The organism is Cupriavidus sp. GW821-FHT02F09 (assembly GCF_059421605.1).
In genome coordinates this window covers 224,825-240,957 of record NZ_JBWKVH010000005.1, presented here as the reverse complement: position 1 = coordinate 240,957, position 16,133 = coordinate 224,825, and the positions used below count along the sequence as shown (strand labels likewise).

Genomic DNA, 16,133 nt, shown 5'->3' with positions numbered 1-16,133 from the left:
ATCCGCTAGCCGGCTCCCTCCTGCGCATGGCAAAAGCCGATCCATGCATGCAGCACGCCAGCATGCGCGAAGGAGCCAACGCCGAACAGCACGGCAATCGCCGCGCTCCACGGCGCCGTCGCCACCACGGGCGCGGCCGCGTCGACCGTGCCCGCCATCGGCGCCACCATCTCCGGCAGCACGCCCGTGCCCCAGCCCAGGACCAGGAACATGGCGCAGCCCGCCGACATGCCGGCGCACGAATACCGCAGCGCCAGTGCCACGCGTCCGGTGAAGGCGGCATGCCGGTGCAGGTGGTTGATGCGCAGGATCGCCACGGCATTGGCTGCCGCCACGATCCCCATCAGCGACGGCCAGAAGAACGGATGATCGCTGCGCGCGTCCCGCATCAGCAGCACGCCGATGGTGAGGAAGGTAGGCGCAGCCAAGGTCGCCACGCTCCATGACAACACTTGCCACGCCCACCACGGGTGGCGCCATTGCAGCCGGCGCGCGCGCGGGAACGCCCCCGCCAGGCGCTCAGCGCTGGAGATTGCGGCGCTCCGTGGCGCTCAGCTGGCTGAGCTGCGACTCGCTCAGCTCCATCTGGCCCAGCACCTGCACCACCCCGTTGGGGTCGTAGCTGGCCGGCGCCACCTTGACGCCTTCCCTCGCCTTGGGCGCTGCCTCATCCGCATCCGTGCCAAAGCCGAGCACGCGCACCGTGAAGATCGACGGCAAGCCCTGGCGCGCCGCCGTGCGCTCGCGCTGCAGCGCGTCCTGCGCCGCGCCCACCGCCTGCGAAGCCGCCGCGCTGGCGTTGGTCAGCGCGCCAACGTTCACCGCGGCCAGCACGGGGATGCCGGTGGCCTTGCCCTGCACCTGGATGTTCTCGGCGTTGACCACGTGCAGCGCGCCAATGTTGATGTTGCCAGACACGCGGATGCCGGCTTCGCCCGCGTCGATGGTGCCCAGCGGCGCGATCAGGTCGATGTCGCCCGGCGGTACCTCGGGAACCGGGTTGAGCGTGGCGATGCCCGCGCCGGTGTTCGGCGTGGTGGGCGACAGCGTGACCAGGCCGATGCCGTCGTACACACGCCGCTGCGGCGTGTAGACCACGGTGGACTTGGAGCCGCGCCCGGCGTTGATGTCGCCCTGCGCCGACCACGCCAGGATGTTGCCGCCAAAGGTGGTGAAAATGCGGCTCTGCCCCAGCAGGATGCTGTCCCTGGCGTAGATCTGGACCTCGCCGGCGCCCTGCGTCAGCACGCCCGAGCCCTCGCCCGGGACGAAACCGCCATCCACGCCGACCAGCGTGCGCCCGCCTGGCGTCATGATGTCGATGTCGCCGCCGAAGTCCGTATGGATGCCGGCGTCCAGCAGGTCGTACACACCCACGTTGTATGGGTTGCCGGCCGCCTTGTACTCGTCGCGCCGCAGGTAGGTGACGCCCTTGAGCGGCCGCTTGGTGGCTTGCGCCCCGGAGACCGGGGCGTAGTAGTTGGCGCTGCTGAACATGGTCAGGTCGCCCTCGTAGGCAAGCGCGTTGCCCTGCGCGTCATGCGTGGGGAACAGCGTGGCGATGGCCTCGCGGCCGCGCAGGTAGCTGCCTTCGCGCGGGCCACCCGCCTGGTTGTACTCGCGCCCGGCGGCCTTGAGCTCGGCGTAGTACACGTTGCGCAGGTAGGCCCGCTGCTGCTCGGCCGGCAACGCGGCGAAGAACTGCCGCGCGTCCATGCTGGCCGCGTCGAAGTGCAGGCCCAGGCCGTTATGCCCGCCAAAGCGGCCACTCAGCCAGTTGACCACGTGCAGCTGGCCGGCCAGCCCGTACTCGCGCCGCAGGTCGCGGTTGGGGGCGGCCGCGCCGGCCGCCAAGGCTTGCTGGCGCGTGCTGTCAAGCTCCGCCTGCTTGCTTTGCAGGTAGGCCGGCGCGCCGGCCTCGTCGCCCGCGTAGCCGAACTGGGCGCGCAGCCAGTCAGCCAGCTTCAGCTCGCCGCTGTAGATGGCCACCACCTTGCCCGGCTGGTCGGCAAGCGCGCGGCCCGCGTCTGCCTGGTTGGCGGGATCCAGGTAGCGCCTGGCGAAGGCGTTGAAGTCCAGCCCGTTGCGGCCCACACCCGCCGCCACCGCAATGCTGGCGCCGCTGCCGCGGTCGCCCGGGGTCACGTTGGCCACCGGCCCGATGCTCTTGAGCTCGGCCCGGTCGGCCATGTACAGGTCGCGCCCGGCGGTGACTTCCAGCAGGCCGGGACCGGCCACGTAGAAGTTGCTCATGCGGATATCGCGGCCCGCGGAGACCACGGACACATCGTCCGCGTTGTTATGCACGATCAGGTTGCCACGCGCGCTGGCATTCAGGACCGGGACGGGCTTCTCGGCAAAGGTGCCGTCGCCGCGGCGAGGAGGAAGGTACCAGCCGTGGCCATCGGCGGGCACGTCTTCGGCCTCGCCCAGCGCTGTGCCCGCGTTGACAAGGTCGCGCCCCGCGCGGATCGCCACCGGTCCGCTGCCTTCATACCAGTTACCGAACGTGAGGGCCGAACCGACGCCATTGGCACGGGAAATGATCGACCCCGTGCGCAGGCCGACGATATCGCCATCGACCGCATAGAAGCGCGCCGGCTGGCTGCCGGGGACCGCGTAGCCCGAGGCCGTGGGTGGCGTGAAACTGAACAACGGGTAGGCCTGGTATGTAACTGCGCCGCCGTTGTTCGCCAGGAACACGCTGGCTGCCAGCCCGTCCGGGCTGATATTGCTCAGCTTCAGCGTGCCGTAGATGATCTTCACCGTGCTGCCGCTGAAAGCGGCGTTGAACGGATTTGGCAGGGCAGTGGGATCGGCGCCCGACTGCGTGATCCCGTAGCCCCCGGCGTAGATCGAGTCGGCGGCCAGCAGCTCCAGCTGGCCCGCGCCCATGCGGGCGTATTGCGGCCCCACCGGCGACGGGGCCAGCATCAGCGTGGTGCTGGACTGGACCGGCCGGTTCGTTCCATCGATGGCGCCGGTGCTGGAATTGCCGTAGTAGAGACTGCCGCTGGCCGCCACCGCGCGCAGCACCGACGGCATCATGAAACGCCCGTCGGTCGCCGTATGGTTGCCGGAATAGCCATTGTCCGCCGCCGCGGTGGACGGCGTCAGATTACCGCCCGCGCTGAACAGGTCGATGGCGGTGCCCGGCGTCCACAGCGAGAACCAGGTCCAGCCGTCGCCGGTGTAGCTGGCGCCGTTGGCCCGGAACGGCGTGCCGTTGTTGACCAGCGCCACACGCCCCGGGTCGCCCACGCCGCCGAGCACCAGGTCGCCGCGCGCGTCGATGCGCACGCCGGCATCGCCGGGTACCAGCACCGGCCCGCCGCCGGCGATGGAGGACGTGGCCTTGTACACGTCGTAGGCACGCGATTCGGCGGGATCCGCGCGGTCGAAACGCAGCTCGATGCCGCCCACCGAACCGGCCTCCATGCGCAACGCCCCGCGCAGGTTGACGAAGGTGCTGTTGATATCGCTATATACCCCCGAGTAGCGGGTGGCCGGCGTGACGTCACCTGTCTGCGAGGAGAAGGCGCGCACTTCCGCCACGGGGTTGAGCCCTCCGCCGATGCGGATGTCGAGGTCGCCGCCGCCGGTCAGGGTGAGCTGCTTGCCATCGGCCGAAACGCGGCCCGTGCTGGCCACCGCCAGGTTCAAGCCCTGGCTGCGGGACACAAAGCTGCCGGATGCGGTCATGCGCGACGACAGCATGCCGGCGTCGCCGCCGGCCTCCAGCACCAGGTTGCCGCCGCCCAGCGTGCCGATGCCGGTGAACCCGACCAGGAACGGCGCGCTCGCGAACAAGTCGTAGCCTTCCGTCGGGCCGGCCACATAGCTGCCGAAGTTGACCCACCAGGCGGTGGGCACGCCTTCGCTGCCTGTCACGGCGCTGCCGGTGCCCTGGCGCCACAGCCAGTTGCCAACGGCGGTGGAGCCGACGTGGGCGCGTAGGGCGCCGATCGCGTCGGTCCGGGACTGGTTGCCTCTGACGCCGATCAGGTCACCCTTCACGTCGCCCTGGGCGCGTACCAGCACATTGCCGCCGTGCTCCGGGTACCAGGCGCGGTACAGGCTCTGGCTGCCGCCATCGATATACGGCGCAAACGTCGTGCCATCCGGGCCCAGCAGCGTGCCGTCGAAGGCAGTGGCGCGTGGCAGGTTGTACGCCGCGCCCACGCCGGCGGACTGCGTACCGGCGGTGTAGACGCCGAACGGCGAGGTCATGGTGAAGTCACCGCCCGAGATCAGGTCCAGGTCACCGGTGCCGGTGCGCAGCACGCTGAAGAGCTGCTGCCGGGCTGGCTGCAGCTGCGTCCTGTACACCGGGGGCGTGCCGTCCTTGACCTTGACGACCAGCAAGCCATACCCCAGGTCGTTGAGGTTCTTGACCTCTTGCTCGCCGCCCCATTGGTCCAGGTCGATCGGCGTGCCGGGCTCGATGCCGATAACTTCCAGCGAATCCCCCGCCCACACGTATTCGCCCGGCAAGCCGGTGCCCGGCAACAAGACGTTCGTCGAGACCAGGCCGTAGTGGGTGTCGGCCAGCAGCATGGACGTCTGCTTGCCGTGCGTCTGCAAGGCGCGCGTGTCCGCGGCCTGCGTGTCGGCGCCACTCACCAGCCGCACCGACCACGATTGCGAGCCCTCGGGCAGCATCGGCGCCAGCGCCCAGTTGCGGCCCTGGTTGCCGCTGGCGTCCCCTGGGCGCAGCGACACCATGACCGCGTCGTCCGGCAGCTTGACCACCGTTTCGCTCGGGATCACCGCGCCCTTGCGCAAGGCAAGTGCGTTCGCCAGGTAGACCCCTGGCGCGGTCTCCACGCTCGTGCCGGTCTGCGGCAGCGGCACGCCGGCAGGCCAGGTCATGGCCGCTACGCTGGCTCCGCCGGCAAGCCGGTTGCCGGCATCGAGCTGCATGCCGCTGGCCAGCGTCAGCGGCTGCGACAGCACCGTACCCGCCGCTTGCACGACATTGCCTTGCGCATCGCGCACCGCGCCGCCCAGTATCGTACCGGCTGGCAGCACCAGGTCCGCCGCCAGCGTGGCGCGCGCGGGCAGCACCGTGCCGGGACGCAGGCTCACCGCCTTGATCGGCAGGTCGTAGTTGAGCGTGCGGCCGGACAGGAAGAAGGTGTCTTCCGCCAGCGTGACCAGCTGGCCCTGCGGGATGACGACATCGCCGCCCCAGGGCACCCTGCCCTTGACCAGCACCCAGCCCTGATCGTCGGGGGTGACCGGCAGCGCCGAGGCGTCGAAGCCATCGGTCAGGCTGCCGTAGACATTCAGGTTGCCGCCCGCGCGCAGCACCAGCGCGCCGGCTTCGCCGGAGCCATAGACGCCGGTCTGCTGCGTGCGCGGGTTGACGCTGGCATAGCGGTAGCGCGACAGATCGATGTCGCCGTCGATGTGCAGGTCGCCATCCGGCGTGGCGCTGACGATCTCCACGCCCGGGCGCAGGTGGAAAGCATCCGCATAGGCGCGCAGGCCGGCGAGCTTGCGGTTCATCAGGTCGCCGTTGGCCAGTGCATTGCCCATGAACACCAGGCTATCTGCGTGCTTGGCGTCCAGGTAGGCCTGGTTGATGACCTGGTAGGGACGGCCGTCGGCCATCGGATCGGTGCCCCAGGCCGCGTCCTTGTAAGACCAGAAGCCGTTGACCGCGATGGAGCGCGCGCCGTCGATGCGCAGCGCGCCGCTGGCGTCGATATCGATATCGTTGCCGGTGGCGCCGCCCAGGCGCGGGGCATTGAGCTCGACCGTGCCGAGCGACTGTGCACCTGCGCCGGTGCCGGCGCGCAGGTCCATGCGCGCGCCGCGCTCCAGCGTGAGCCGGCCCGTGCCGGCGTTGATCTCGATGGTGGCGCGGTTGGGCGCTTCGATGACCTGGCCGTAGCTGTCCACGCGCAGCACCGTGCCGTGCGCGTCGAGCAGTGCGCCGCCGCCGATGGTGACGCCGTTGCGCGCGGCCAGGCGGATGCTGCCGACCTGCTCGCCGCTGGCGTCGATGGCGCCGGTCACGGTGAGCTTGCCGCCGTCCACCGACACGCTGACCTCGCGTGCCTTGAGCTCGTCGCCGATGGCCAGGTCGCCCTGCTTGAGCTGGAAGCTGCGGATGCCGGATAGCTTGCCGTCGTTGAGGCGCTGGTTCAGTCCCGTGAAATCGGCGATATGCTGCGCGCGGATGTCCGCGCCGCCGGCAGCAAACGGCACCAGTGTGCCGCCGGCATCGTAGTGGCCGCTGCTGCCGCCCAGCACGCTGCCGCGCAGGTCGATGGTGCCCGCGCCCGCGCCCAGCGCGAGCACGGTGAGCTTGCCCGCGCGGTTCTCCTTGGCGGAAACGTCGATCAGCGCGCCTGCCGCCTGGCGCACGTCGCCGGCGCGGCTTTCCAGCACCACGTCGCCGCCCCAGCTGTACTTGCTGACGTCATAGAAATCGAGCTTGCGCCCGGCCAGGTCGAGCCGCGCGCCGTCGCGCAACACCACGTCGCGCTCGGCGGACACGGTGAGCTTGCCACTGGGCAGCACTACCGTGCTATCCAGCGCCACGCTGTTGCCGTTGAGCGAAATCTCCGCGCCCAGGGCCTCGGCCAGGGCCTTGCCGGACAAGGCCGGCGTGGCGGCACCGGCAGGCGCGGTCAAGCGGATGTCACCGCCGGCGGTGATCTTGTTGACCGAGCCCGCCTGGCCGGTCAGCAGCGGCGTGTTGAGATTCAGGTTGCCGCCGCTGTAGGCATAGCCCTTGGTGGCGTCGTCCCAGGCGCCTTGCGACTGGTAGACCGCGAGCGAGCCCTTCTGGTTGGCGGTGATGCGCTCGCTGGCGTTTAGGTCGACCTGAGCGAAGCCCAGCACCATCCGGTCCATGGCGTGGATGGTATCGGGGCGGCTGTTGGGGCCATAGCCGAACTCGATCTGCTTCGCGTCGACCTGCAGGCGGCCGCTGCCCGTGCCGGCGCCGCCGGTTGCCACCAGCCCCGGCGCATTGGTCGCGCCGTTCCACACCAGGATGTCGGTGTGGATGCGGGCCAGCGCATCGGCACTGCCATAGCCCTGGATGGCCGGCGTGCCCAGCACCAGGCGCGCGAGCGAGGACTTGCCGGTGGCCGGGTCGATGGTGGACAGCTCCACCGAATCATAGAAACGCAGCGCGTCGCGCGCGGTCAGCGCCAGGTTCTCCAGCGCCGGCGCGCCGGTGCTGGTGTCGCCCTTCAGGAGCCGGTCCAGCACCTCCTGGTTCAGCGTCAGGCCTGGCGGCAGCGCATTGCGCGCGGCTAGGTCCGCCAGCGTCGCCTGGTTGCCCGCGTTGATTGCGCCGACCGACAACACCAGGTTGCGGGTGCCATAGCGTGCCGCGTCGCGCAGGTTGAAGCTCTGGTCGGTCGAGGCAGCGATGGTGCCTTCGGAATACAGCGGCGTGGTGCCGTGGCAGACAGCCCCCGGGCTGCAGGCCCCGATGTCGATGCGGCCCGCGCCCCGGAGGGGATCCGCGCTGTAGCCGGGAGCCAGCATGTCCAGCCAGCCGTTGGAGACCGCCAGCACGCTGCTGGAGCCCGGGTCGTAGACATAGCCGTTGGTGGAATCCCAGGCCGCCTTGCCCTGCCCCAGCGTATTGATGCCGCCGCCCTGCTCCACGAAGATGCCGCCCGATTTGGTACTGGTCACCAGGTACACCTCGGCGGCCTTCAGCACCGCGCCTTCGCGCAGGAAGATGCTCCACGCCCCGCTATCGAACGTGGCGATGTTGGCGCGTTGCCTGCTGCCGGTGTAGTCGACATAGCGCACTGACGGCAGCCCGCCGATGCCGATGCGCGAGGCGCCGATGGCATTGATATCCGCCGCGTACAGCGAGGTGCCGCTAAAACCCGGCGTCGGCGCCGCGCCGGCGGCCAGGATTTCGTAGCTGGTTTCGCCCATCATCAGCGCACTGCCGCCAAAGCCGCCTGCGGCGGGCGCATACAAGGTGCGCCCCGCAAAGTGCAGGACAGGTTCATCGCCAGGGGCGCGCGGCGCACTCGGCGCGAAGGACAAGCGCAGTGTCTTGGCGTCCCGCTCCAGCTGGACGCGTGGCACGCCCTCGCGTGCGGCCTGGGCCAGCGCGAAATCCGCGTAGCTCATCTCGTTGTATTGCGAATAGCTGCGCAATACGTCGGCAGGCGTCAGGAAGACCTGGGTAGGCACGGCACTGCGGATGCCGGTGTTGGCCACGCCCAGCTGCGCCGAGGCCGCGTACGAGCCATTGCGCATGGCCATGGCGCCACCGGCCGCCAACGTGCCATGGCCAAGCCCGTTGAGCTCGACGCGGAACGCGCCGGGCAACAAGGCGAAGGTGGAAGGCAACAGCGTGTAGGTGCCAGCGGGCAGGCCCGGCACGCCGGCGCCGATGGTGATCTGGCGGCCAATGGCCGGATCGCTGGCCCCTTTCTCGGCCACCACCGGCGCATAGCCGGGCTGCACGCCCGGCACGATCGCATAGACCGGGTTGGTCGACAGGCCCGGCAAGGTGAAGCCGCCGCGGGCGCCGACCTGCACCAGCGGATTCATGCGCGCGTCCACCGAGCCACCGCGCCCGGCGAGGAAGGCCGCGCCGGTGAGCGTGCCGCCACCGCTGAGGTCCAGCACCGCGTCCTGCCGCACGTCGATCGTCTTGCCGGCCAGGGTGATGGCCGGGCCATTACCCACGCCGTTGAACGCCACGTCCTTGCCGTCGTGCAGGTAGCTGAGCCCGTCGAGCGAGCCGCCATAGGGCATGACCAGGCCGTTGGCGCTGATCGAGCTCACGCTGCCCGGCAGCAGGTTCAGGTGCTCCGTCACAGCGCCATAGCCCACCGATCCCAGCTCGAGGTTGCCCAGCGGCGCCCGCACCACGCCACCCTGGTTGATGGTCGGGGCGCGCAAGGTCAGGCGGCCGAAGACGGAATAGGGCATGGCGGGCAGTTCATCGCCCACGCGCTCGATGTTGAGGTGGCGCGCCGGGTCGAATTCGCGCTGGACGTTGCCGTAGTTGTCGAGAAAACTGCGCTGTCCGACCGTCACCGAACCACTGTCGCCCATGCCCGGGTAGATCTGCGCGGCCGCCAGCGTGAGGTTGCCGGGTACGCTCAGCGAGGCGGCGCGGTACATGCGCATGTCGCCGCGGCTGCGCAGGGTCGTTTCGTCGAAGGCACCTCGCTCCACCGTCAGCGATGTGTCAGCGTTGCGTTTAATGACGCCGCGCACGCCGAGCTGCGTGGCTGCCACCAGGTCCAGCAGATCCGCCTCGACTTGCAGCCGGGTGCCTTGCGACACCAGCGGCACGCCCACGGTGTTCACAGTGGGGTTGGGCATGTAGTAGAAGTCGGGCGGAACACGGGTCGTGCCGGCCAGGCGAACATAGGGCGCGGCCAGGCTGACCTGGGTGCCGGCAGCGGCATGCTCCGCCAGCGCGATCGCGCCGGTCGTCAGGCGCAAGCTCTGCCCTACGGCCAGGTTGACGTTGCCATCGAAACTGATCAAGCCGTTGGCCAATAGTGCAACGTTGTCGAACCCACCCGCCCCGATGCGGTCCACGCCAATGCGCCCGGCGCCGTAAGCCAGGGCGGCATCGCGCTCGCCGGGCCGCAGTCCGGCCGCCAGCGCGGTGGTGCCCTGCGTTTGCGCCACCACCAGCTCGCGCGCGGCCCGCACCGCGTCCTCGACGCTGGGGCTCTTCTGGGTATAGTTGTCCACCGGGCCGTAGGCCGGTGTCTCCAGGTTCAGCGCCAGCGTGCCGCCGGCGGCGCCCTGGCCGCCGGCGGCCGCGCGCAGGCTGCCGTCCAGGAACAGGCCGCGCAAGGAACTCAGCGCGATGACGCCACCGTCGCTCGCCACCTGCGTGGCGCCCAGCCCGGGCAGGTCCAGCCGCGCGGAAGCGCCAGAGGCATCGATGCGCGCGCCCGGCCGAACCACGACGAAGGCGTCCGCGGCGTCGATCTGGGTAGCGTCCAGGTTATGGCGCGCACCGATCTCGATCGTGCCACCCTGGCCCACCTTGCCATATACGTTCCCGCGCGCGTCGACAGCGGTGACCGCGCGCCCGGCGGCATCGAGCACGGCGCCGTTGCCGATCCAGATCGACATGGCATCGGCGATGCCGTTGGGCCGGTCCGCCTGGTTGCCGGTGCCAAGCTTGCCCGGCAGCAATGCGATATTGCCGCCCCAGGCGTTCAGCGTGCCCTCGACGGTGATCTGGCCATTGCCCTGCAGGGTCAGCGCACGGCCCGGATCGACGCTCACGGTGGCGCCCTGCCCGATGACCAGCGGCGCCTGGGTGTAGACAGAACCGGCCGACAATGCCAGGTCGGCGCCGCCGCGCTGGGCCAGCGTGGCCTTGAGCAGGTCTTCCTGCCACAGGGGCGGCAGCCAGCGCTCCAGGACTTGCGCCGGATCGGCGCCGCTTGCCACCGCGTGGCCCGCAGAGGCGTCAAAGCGCAGCACCGGCATCGCTACCGCCACGTTGGCATCCCGGGCGACCTGCACGCCTTGCTGGGCGGCCACGGCGTAGCGCGAGAAGCCGCTCTGGAACACCTCGTTGCCGATCACCAGCAGCGGCTTGACCGCCACCGCGCCCGGCAGCTTCGTGCCGGCCAGCAGCCTGGCGCCCTCGGCGAGCACCACGTCCTTGGGCAACGGCGTGCCGGCCTGCAGGGTGCTATTGAACTCGGGCACGGGGATGCCGTTGGGAAAGACGTCCGCAGGCACCACGTAGCCCGGTGCCAGGTCGCCCGATGAGCCTACCAGCACGGTACCGGCGGGGGCGATGTTGCCGTTGGAATAAAAGCGGCCCTTGTCGTCGATGACCGCGAAGTTCCAGGTCGTGCCGCGCGGCACCAGCCACGGCGCTTGCAGCGTGACCTTGCGCGTCGCGCTGAACAGCGGGTTGCCTTGCATCGCCTGGCCCGGCGCCACGGTGTCCGCCGCGTAGGTGAAATCGCTGGGCAGCACCGTGCCGGCCGGCAGCGTGACCGACTGCGCCAGCGTCAGGTTGACCGATACCGACTGGCCCGCCGGCAACAGGCCGCTGTCGGCCAGCAAGCCGCCGCCGATGGCAATGCCCACGCCGGTATCGATGGTGAGCGTACCCCCGCCCTTGACGCCATAGCCGCGTAGTTCGCCGTTCATCCGCAACGCGCCGGAACCTTTGCCAGCGACGTCGTTCTGGTTGGACAACAGCGTGATATTGCCGCCCCGCCCGCCTTGCACCTTGTTGCCGGCGAGCAGCGCCGCGCCCGACGACACATCCAGCACGCTGCCCGTGCCAAGGGTGACGTCGCCAGTGCTGCTGATGGTGATCGCACCACCGTTGACGTAGGGCAGCCCGCCGATCCGGGTGAAGTCCAGTTCGAGGTTGGACCACAGCCCACGCCCATCCAATGTGACACCTTGCCCCACCGAAACGCCGGGCGTATAGCCCTTGGCCGGTAACGCCGCCACCGGCACATCCAGCCAGGCGCCACCGGCGCTGCTGGTGTACTGATTGATCATGTTGCCCAGCGCGATGCGGCCGCCGCGCGCCGCGAGGTCCGCCCGCACATCCACCTGCGTGGCATGCAGCGCGAGGTCGCCGCCCGCGGCCACTTGCACGGGGGCGCCAACGTCGATGCCGTCCCTGGCGTAGACCTTCAAGGCGCCCAGGCCTAGCCCGTTGATCCACCCGGCATCCAGGCGCAACTTGCCCTTGCGCTCGTCGGGCAGCGCGTCCGTCATGGCCAGGCCATCCGCGATGCCTTGCACGACGTCGATATCCACCTGTTTCACCAGTGCCTGCGGGCTGTCGCGCAGCATGCCGGTCTTGCTGTCGTAGATCGGCGTGAGCTGCCCGACGATCAACTGGCCGGCACGTGGCGCGGCGATCTGCGATTGCTTGTAGCCGTCCAGGCTGCCATCCCGCGCGTCTCGCTGGCGATCGCCCTGGAATACCGTGGTGTCGATATGGCCTTCGAGCACCGCGGACTGCGTGCCAACAACCACGCGCCCGGCATCGCGCCCGACCGTGTAGCCGTTCTCCAGCCGCTCGCCCGGCGCGATCAGCGGGCTGAGGAAGTATTCCGTGGTGTTCTTGCCCCAGCGCGCGTGCGTGTTCTCGAAGCCGCGATACAGCCCGGTGTAGAGGTTGTCCGCAGGCGCGGTAGCCAGGTTATACAAGCGAGCGTCAGCTCCCCTGAGCCAGGTCTGCTTGATGATGCCGCTCTGCACGTTCAGCGAACCGCCGGAGACGTTGATGCCGGACCCGGCCTGCGTGACCAGCTCGCCGCCGCTGAAGGCCACGGTGCCGCCCTGCGCCGCCCATTCGCCGATGCTGTGGCCGCCGGTGCTCAGGTAGCCGCTGACTTCCAGCAGGCCGCCGCCCGTGTACATGCGCTCGGTGGCATAGCCGTTGGTGCCCGCGGCGACGCGCACCAGGGTGCGGCGGTCGATCCAGATGTTGGCGTTGTTGAGCAGCTTGCTGTCGCGGTTTAGCGGCGCGTCGCGTTGCTCGTTGCCCTGCACGTTGATCATGACGTTGTTGGATTCCATCGCCACGCTGACGCCCACGGCGCCGGCCACGTCGATCGCGGCGCGGTCCGCCACGCGCGTGCGGCGCACGGCGCCCACCATTACCTGGCCGCCGGTGGCGAGCGTCATGGAGTCGGACTGGAAGTCGACGTCGCCGCTGGAATCGATCTTCACCAAAGACTGGTCGCGCCGGTTGTAGGCGCCATCGCTCGGCCGCGCGGAATCCTTGATCAGCGCATCGCGCTGCGCATCCAGGGCGGTTGCGTTGCTGTCGTCGAGCAGGATCGCGCTGACGCTGCCGGGCGCCAGGATCACCCGGCTCTCGGCGTCGCCTACGGCTGTGAGGTGCAGCGTGCCGCGCGTGTTGACCGAGGTGCTGGCAAGCGCCACGCCGGACTGCTCCACGCTGCGGCCAACCAGCGTGATGTCGCCGGTCGCCGCCTGGAGAAAGCCGCTATTGCTCACGCGGCCTGCCAGGCTGCCGGCGTTGCGCTGCACGCTGACCTCGTTGCCGCGCGTGCTCGAATCCTGGTTGGCGTCGGTGCCAACGCCCTTGCGGATGATGAAGCTGTCGCCGGCGGCCAGCGTGACCTGCCCGCCAGGCGTGGAGATGGAACCGTGGTTGTGCGCTTCGCGCCCGGCCAGGAGTACATAGCCGCCACCTTCGGTCACCGACTGCGGCTTGCGCGTTGCGATGCGCGCGCCGGCCTGGACGATCACGTCGCCCGTGGCATTGCCGTTCGATGACGTGCTCGGGGTGCTGACCAGGTCGTTGGCAAAGGTCGGCACATAGCCGACACCCAGCGCATCGCTGTAAAGACCCTTGCGGAATTGCGAATCCGTCATGCCCGCTGCTGCCGCCACCAGGTTGCGCGTGTCGACCTGGCTGCTGCCCGAGAACAGGATGCCGTTGCGGTTGACGATCATCACCGTGCCGTCTGCCTTGATCTGCCCCTGGATCTGGCTGGGCCGCGCCTGCGGATCGTTGACGCGGTTGAGCACCGACCAGCTCGGCTGCTGGTCGAACTGCACCGTCGTGTTGCGGCCGACGTTGAAGGTCTCCCAGTTCAGGATGGCCTTGTCCGCGGTCTGCCGGACGGTAACCTGCGTCCTGCCATCGACGACCTTCTGCCCGGTTTCCTTGTCCAGCGGCCTCGCATTGATCCAGCCCGCGGTGAGGCTGTTGGTATCGACCTTCAGGCCGCCTTCGGCCAGGCCATCGGGCACCGACGCATCGTTCATCGCAGCCTGCCGCGCAGCGGCCTGCGCGGCCTGCATGGCAGCGATGCCGCGCGCCGCCACGTTGAGGTTGTCGATGGAGCGTTGCAGTTGTTCGTTAGCGCGTTGCTGCTGCGCCTGCGGGTTGGTCAGCGATGCTGCGGGCTGGCCATTGGGCAGGCGGCCGGTTGCAGCCGCCGTGTCCTGCATCAGGTTCTTTTGCGCCATCCAGGCGCGGCTGAAGGCTTGTTGCGCATGCGCGCTGTGCATGCTGCCACCGGCTGCCACGAGCAACGCGATGGCGTGGGCCAGGGGTCGGATCGTGAGTACCGTTCTGCTGAATCGCGTTGTCTGTCGCGAGGGCATCTTCTTGTAGTGAACGCGCATGTTCATTCTGGCTTCCATTCCCGTCTAGCTCATTCGGCGTGGCCCGCTCGCCCGGCATTGCCTGGCATTGCTTGGCGAACAGGCACTGCGATCATGTCCATCGATGGCAAGCGCCGTCGATGCTCCTGGGATCTAGACCGTTGGGCGCGGGGGAATCGGCAAGGTTTTATTTGAAGATTTCGTGACAGGGGGATAGGGGGGGTTATTGGGGGGGTATTGGGCGGCTTCTGGTTGCTGTTGGCGTTTGGGGGCGGGGTTTTATTGCTTCTAGCTGCTGGCGCGGCTGTACGGTATTGGCTGTTTTAGAACGTGTGAGATGTCACTTTTCTTTACTCGTAAAGAAAAGTAACCAAAAGAAAGCGATCCTTGCAGGAGGCTGGCTTGTCGGGGTTGCGCAGCCCGGTGGATTCGTCGTCAGGCCCCGGGTTTTAATGGACTCGTGCCGTTACCGGTTTAAAGGACCACGACCCAGCAAATGACGCTGGTTTCGTGGTGAGGCTGCTCGGTAGAGGCATCCCTGCTCATTCACGCATCTGCCGGTACCGGTCCGAAGCGCCACGATATATCACGCTATGATGGTTTCGTGGTGGGGTGGGCGCGGTGAAGAGATTCTTCGGGCCTATCAAATCGGTGCCACCGCGCCCACGACGGAAACGGGACGCCTGCAACTTCGTGGCCGCCCACACCGCGAGCGACAGACGGCTTCAAATTCGTGGTGGAATCTACCGGTGGGGGCCACCACGAATCCTTGGGCATTGGCTGGGTCGTGATGATCTAAACTGGTAACGGCACGAGTCCATTAGCACCCAGGGCCGTACGACGAAACCATTGGGATTCCCAATGACGCCACGCCAGCCTCCTGCAAGGATCGCTTTCTTTTGGTTACTTTTCTTTACGAGTAAAGAAAAGTGACATCTCACACGTTCTAAAACAGCCAATACCGTACAGCCGCGCCAGCAGCTAGAAGCATTAAAACACCGCCCACCCACGTCAGCAGCAACCAAAAGCCCCCTAAGAAACACCTAACTAAGCAACACAATCCCCCCCGGCAACGACCGCACCTCCAACCCAAGTGAGCGCTGTATCTGCGCAATCGCCTTATCCAGCGACCGAATCTGAAACCGCCCCGTCACATGCCTGCCTGCCGCCCGCTTATCCAACAGCACCACCCTGCCCGGCCGGTAGCGATTGATCTCCTCAACCACCTCATGCAATGGTGTATCGGCAAACCGCAGGTAGCCATCGCGCCACGCCGGCATCCATGTCGGATCGACATGCACGATGCGCCCGAGCGCGGCACTATCGTAGGTGAGTTGCTGCTTGCCGCTCAGCGTCGCGATGCCTGCGCCGTGCGCCACCTGCACGGTCCCCTCGACGCAAGTCACGCATACACCGGCAGGCGTGACCCGCACTTCAAACCGCGCGCTCTGCGCAAACGCGCGCCCCGGCCCGGCGACAACCGCGAACGGCCGCGGCGCGTTCAAGGTATCGACAGCGGCTTCGCCGGCGATCAGGTCGATGCCCTGCACACGCCCCGCGCCGGAGCGCACGGCAATACTGGTGCGCGTATTCAGCTCGACGGTGACATCCTCGGCCAGCGCCAGCCGGCGTTGCTCGCCGGTCGCGGTGCGGTAATCCGCGCGCATCTCCTCCACGGAAGGCCACAGGCCCAGCGGCGGCCGGATGACGGCCACCGTCGCCGCGGCTGCCGCCGCGCTCATGGCGCCGCCGAGAAATGCACGCCGCTGCCAGTTCGGCGCGCGCGGCGTCCCGGCAAAACGCAGGCTGGCCGGGTTGCGGGCCACCACCAGCTGGCTGGCCTCGCCCAGCTGCGCCCATCGCTGCCGTGCCACGGACAAAGCAGCCCGGTTGGCGGGATCGGCCATGCACCAGCGCCGCAGCGCGGCGCCGTCGGCCTGCGTCATCTCGCCCGCCGCCACGCGGCGCACCCAGGCGAGCGCCTGCCGCTCGATCGCGTCGAGCGTGCGTTCCGGTTGTCGCGCAGGAATCATCAT

The 16,133-nt window shown here is 68.7% G+C and carries 3 protein-coding genes; all 3 read right to left on the bottom strand.

Going from position 1 to position 16,133, the window contains the following annotated elements; translation table 11 throughout:
* Positions 1-5 precede the first annotated feature (5 nt).
* Positions 6-428: a hypothetical protein gene (locus AC07XB_RS08490; protein ID WP_492827654.1), complete on the bottom strand. Its 423-nt coding sequence runs from the start codon at positions 426-428 to the stop codon at positions 6-8.
* Between the two features lie 91 nt (positions 429-519).
* The gene (locus tag AC07XB_RS08485; RefSeq protein WP_494752790.1) at positions 520-14,124 is read right to left on the bottom strand and encodes a filamentous hemagglutinin family protein; all 13,605 of its coding nucleotides are present in this window, start codon (positions 14,122-14,124) and stop codon (positions 520-522) included.
* A gap of 1,016 nt (positions 14,125-15,140) precedes the next feature.
* Positions 15,141-16,133, bottom strand: a complete 993-nt coding sequence (locus AC07XB_RS08480) for a FecR family protein (protein ID WP_492374021.1) — start codon at positions 16,131-16,133, stop codon at positions 15,141-15,143.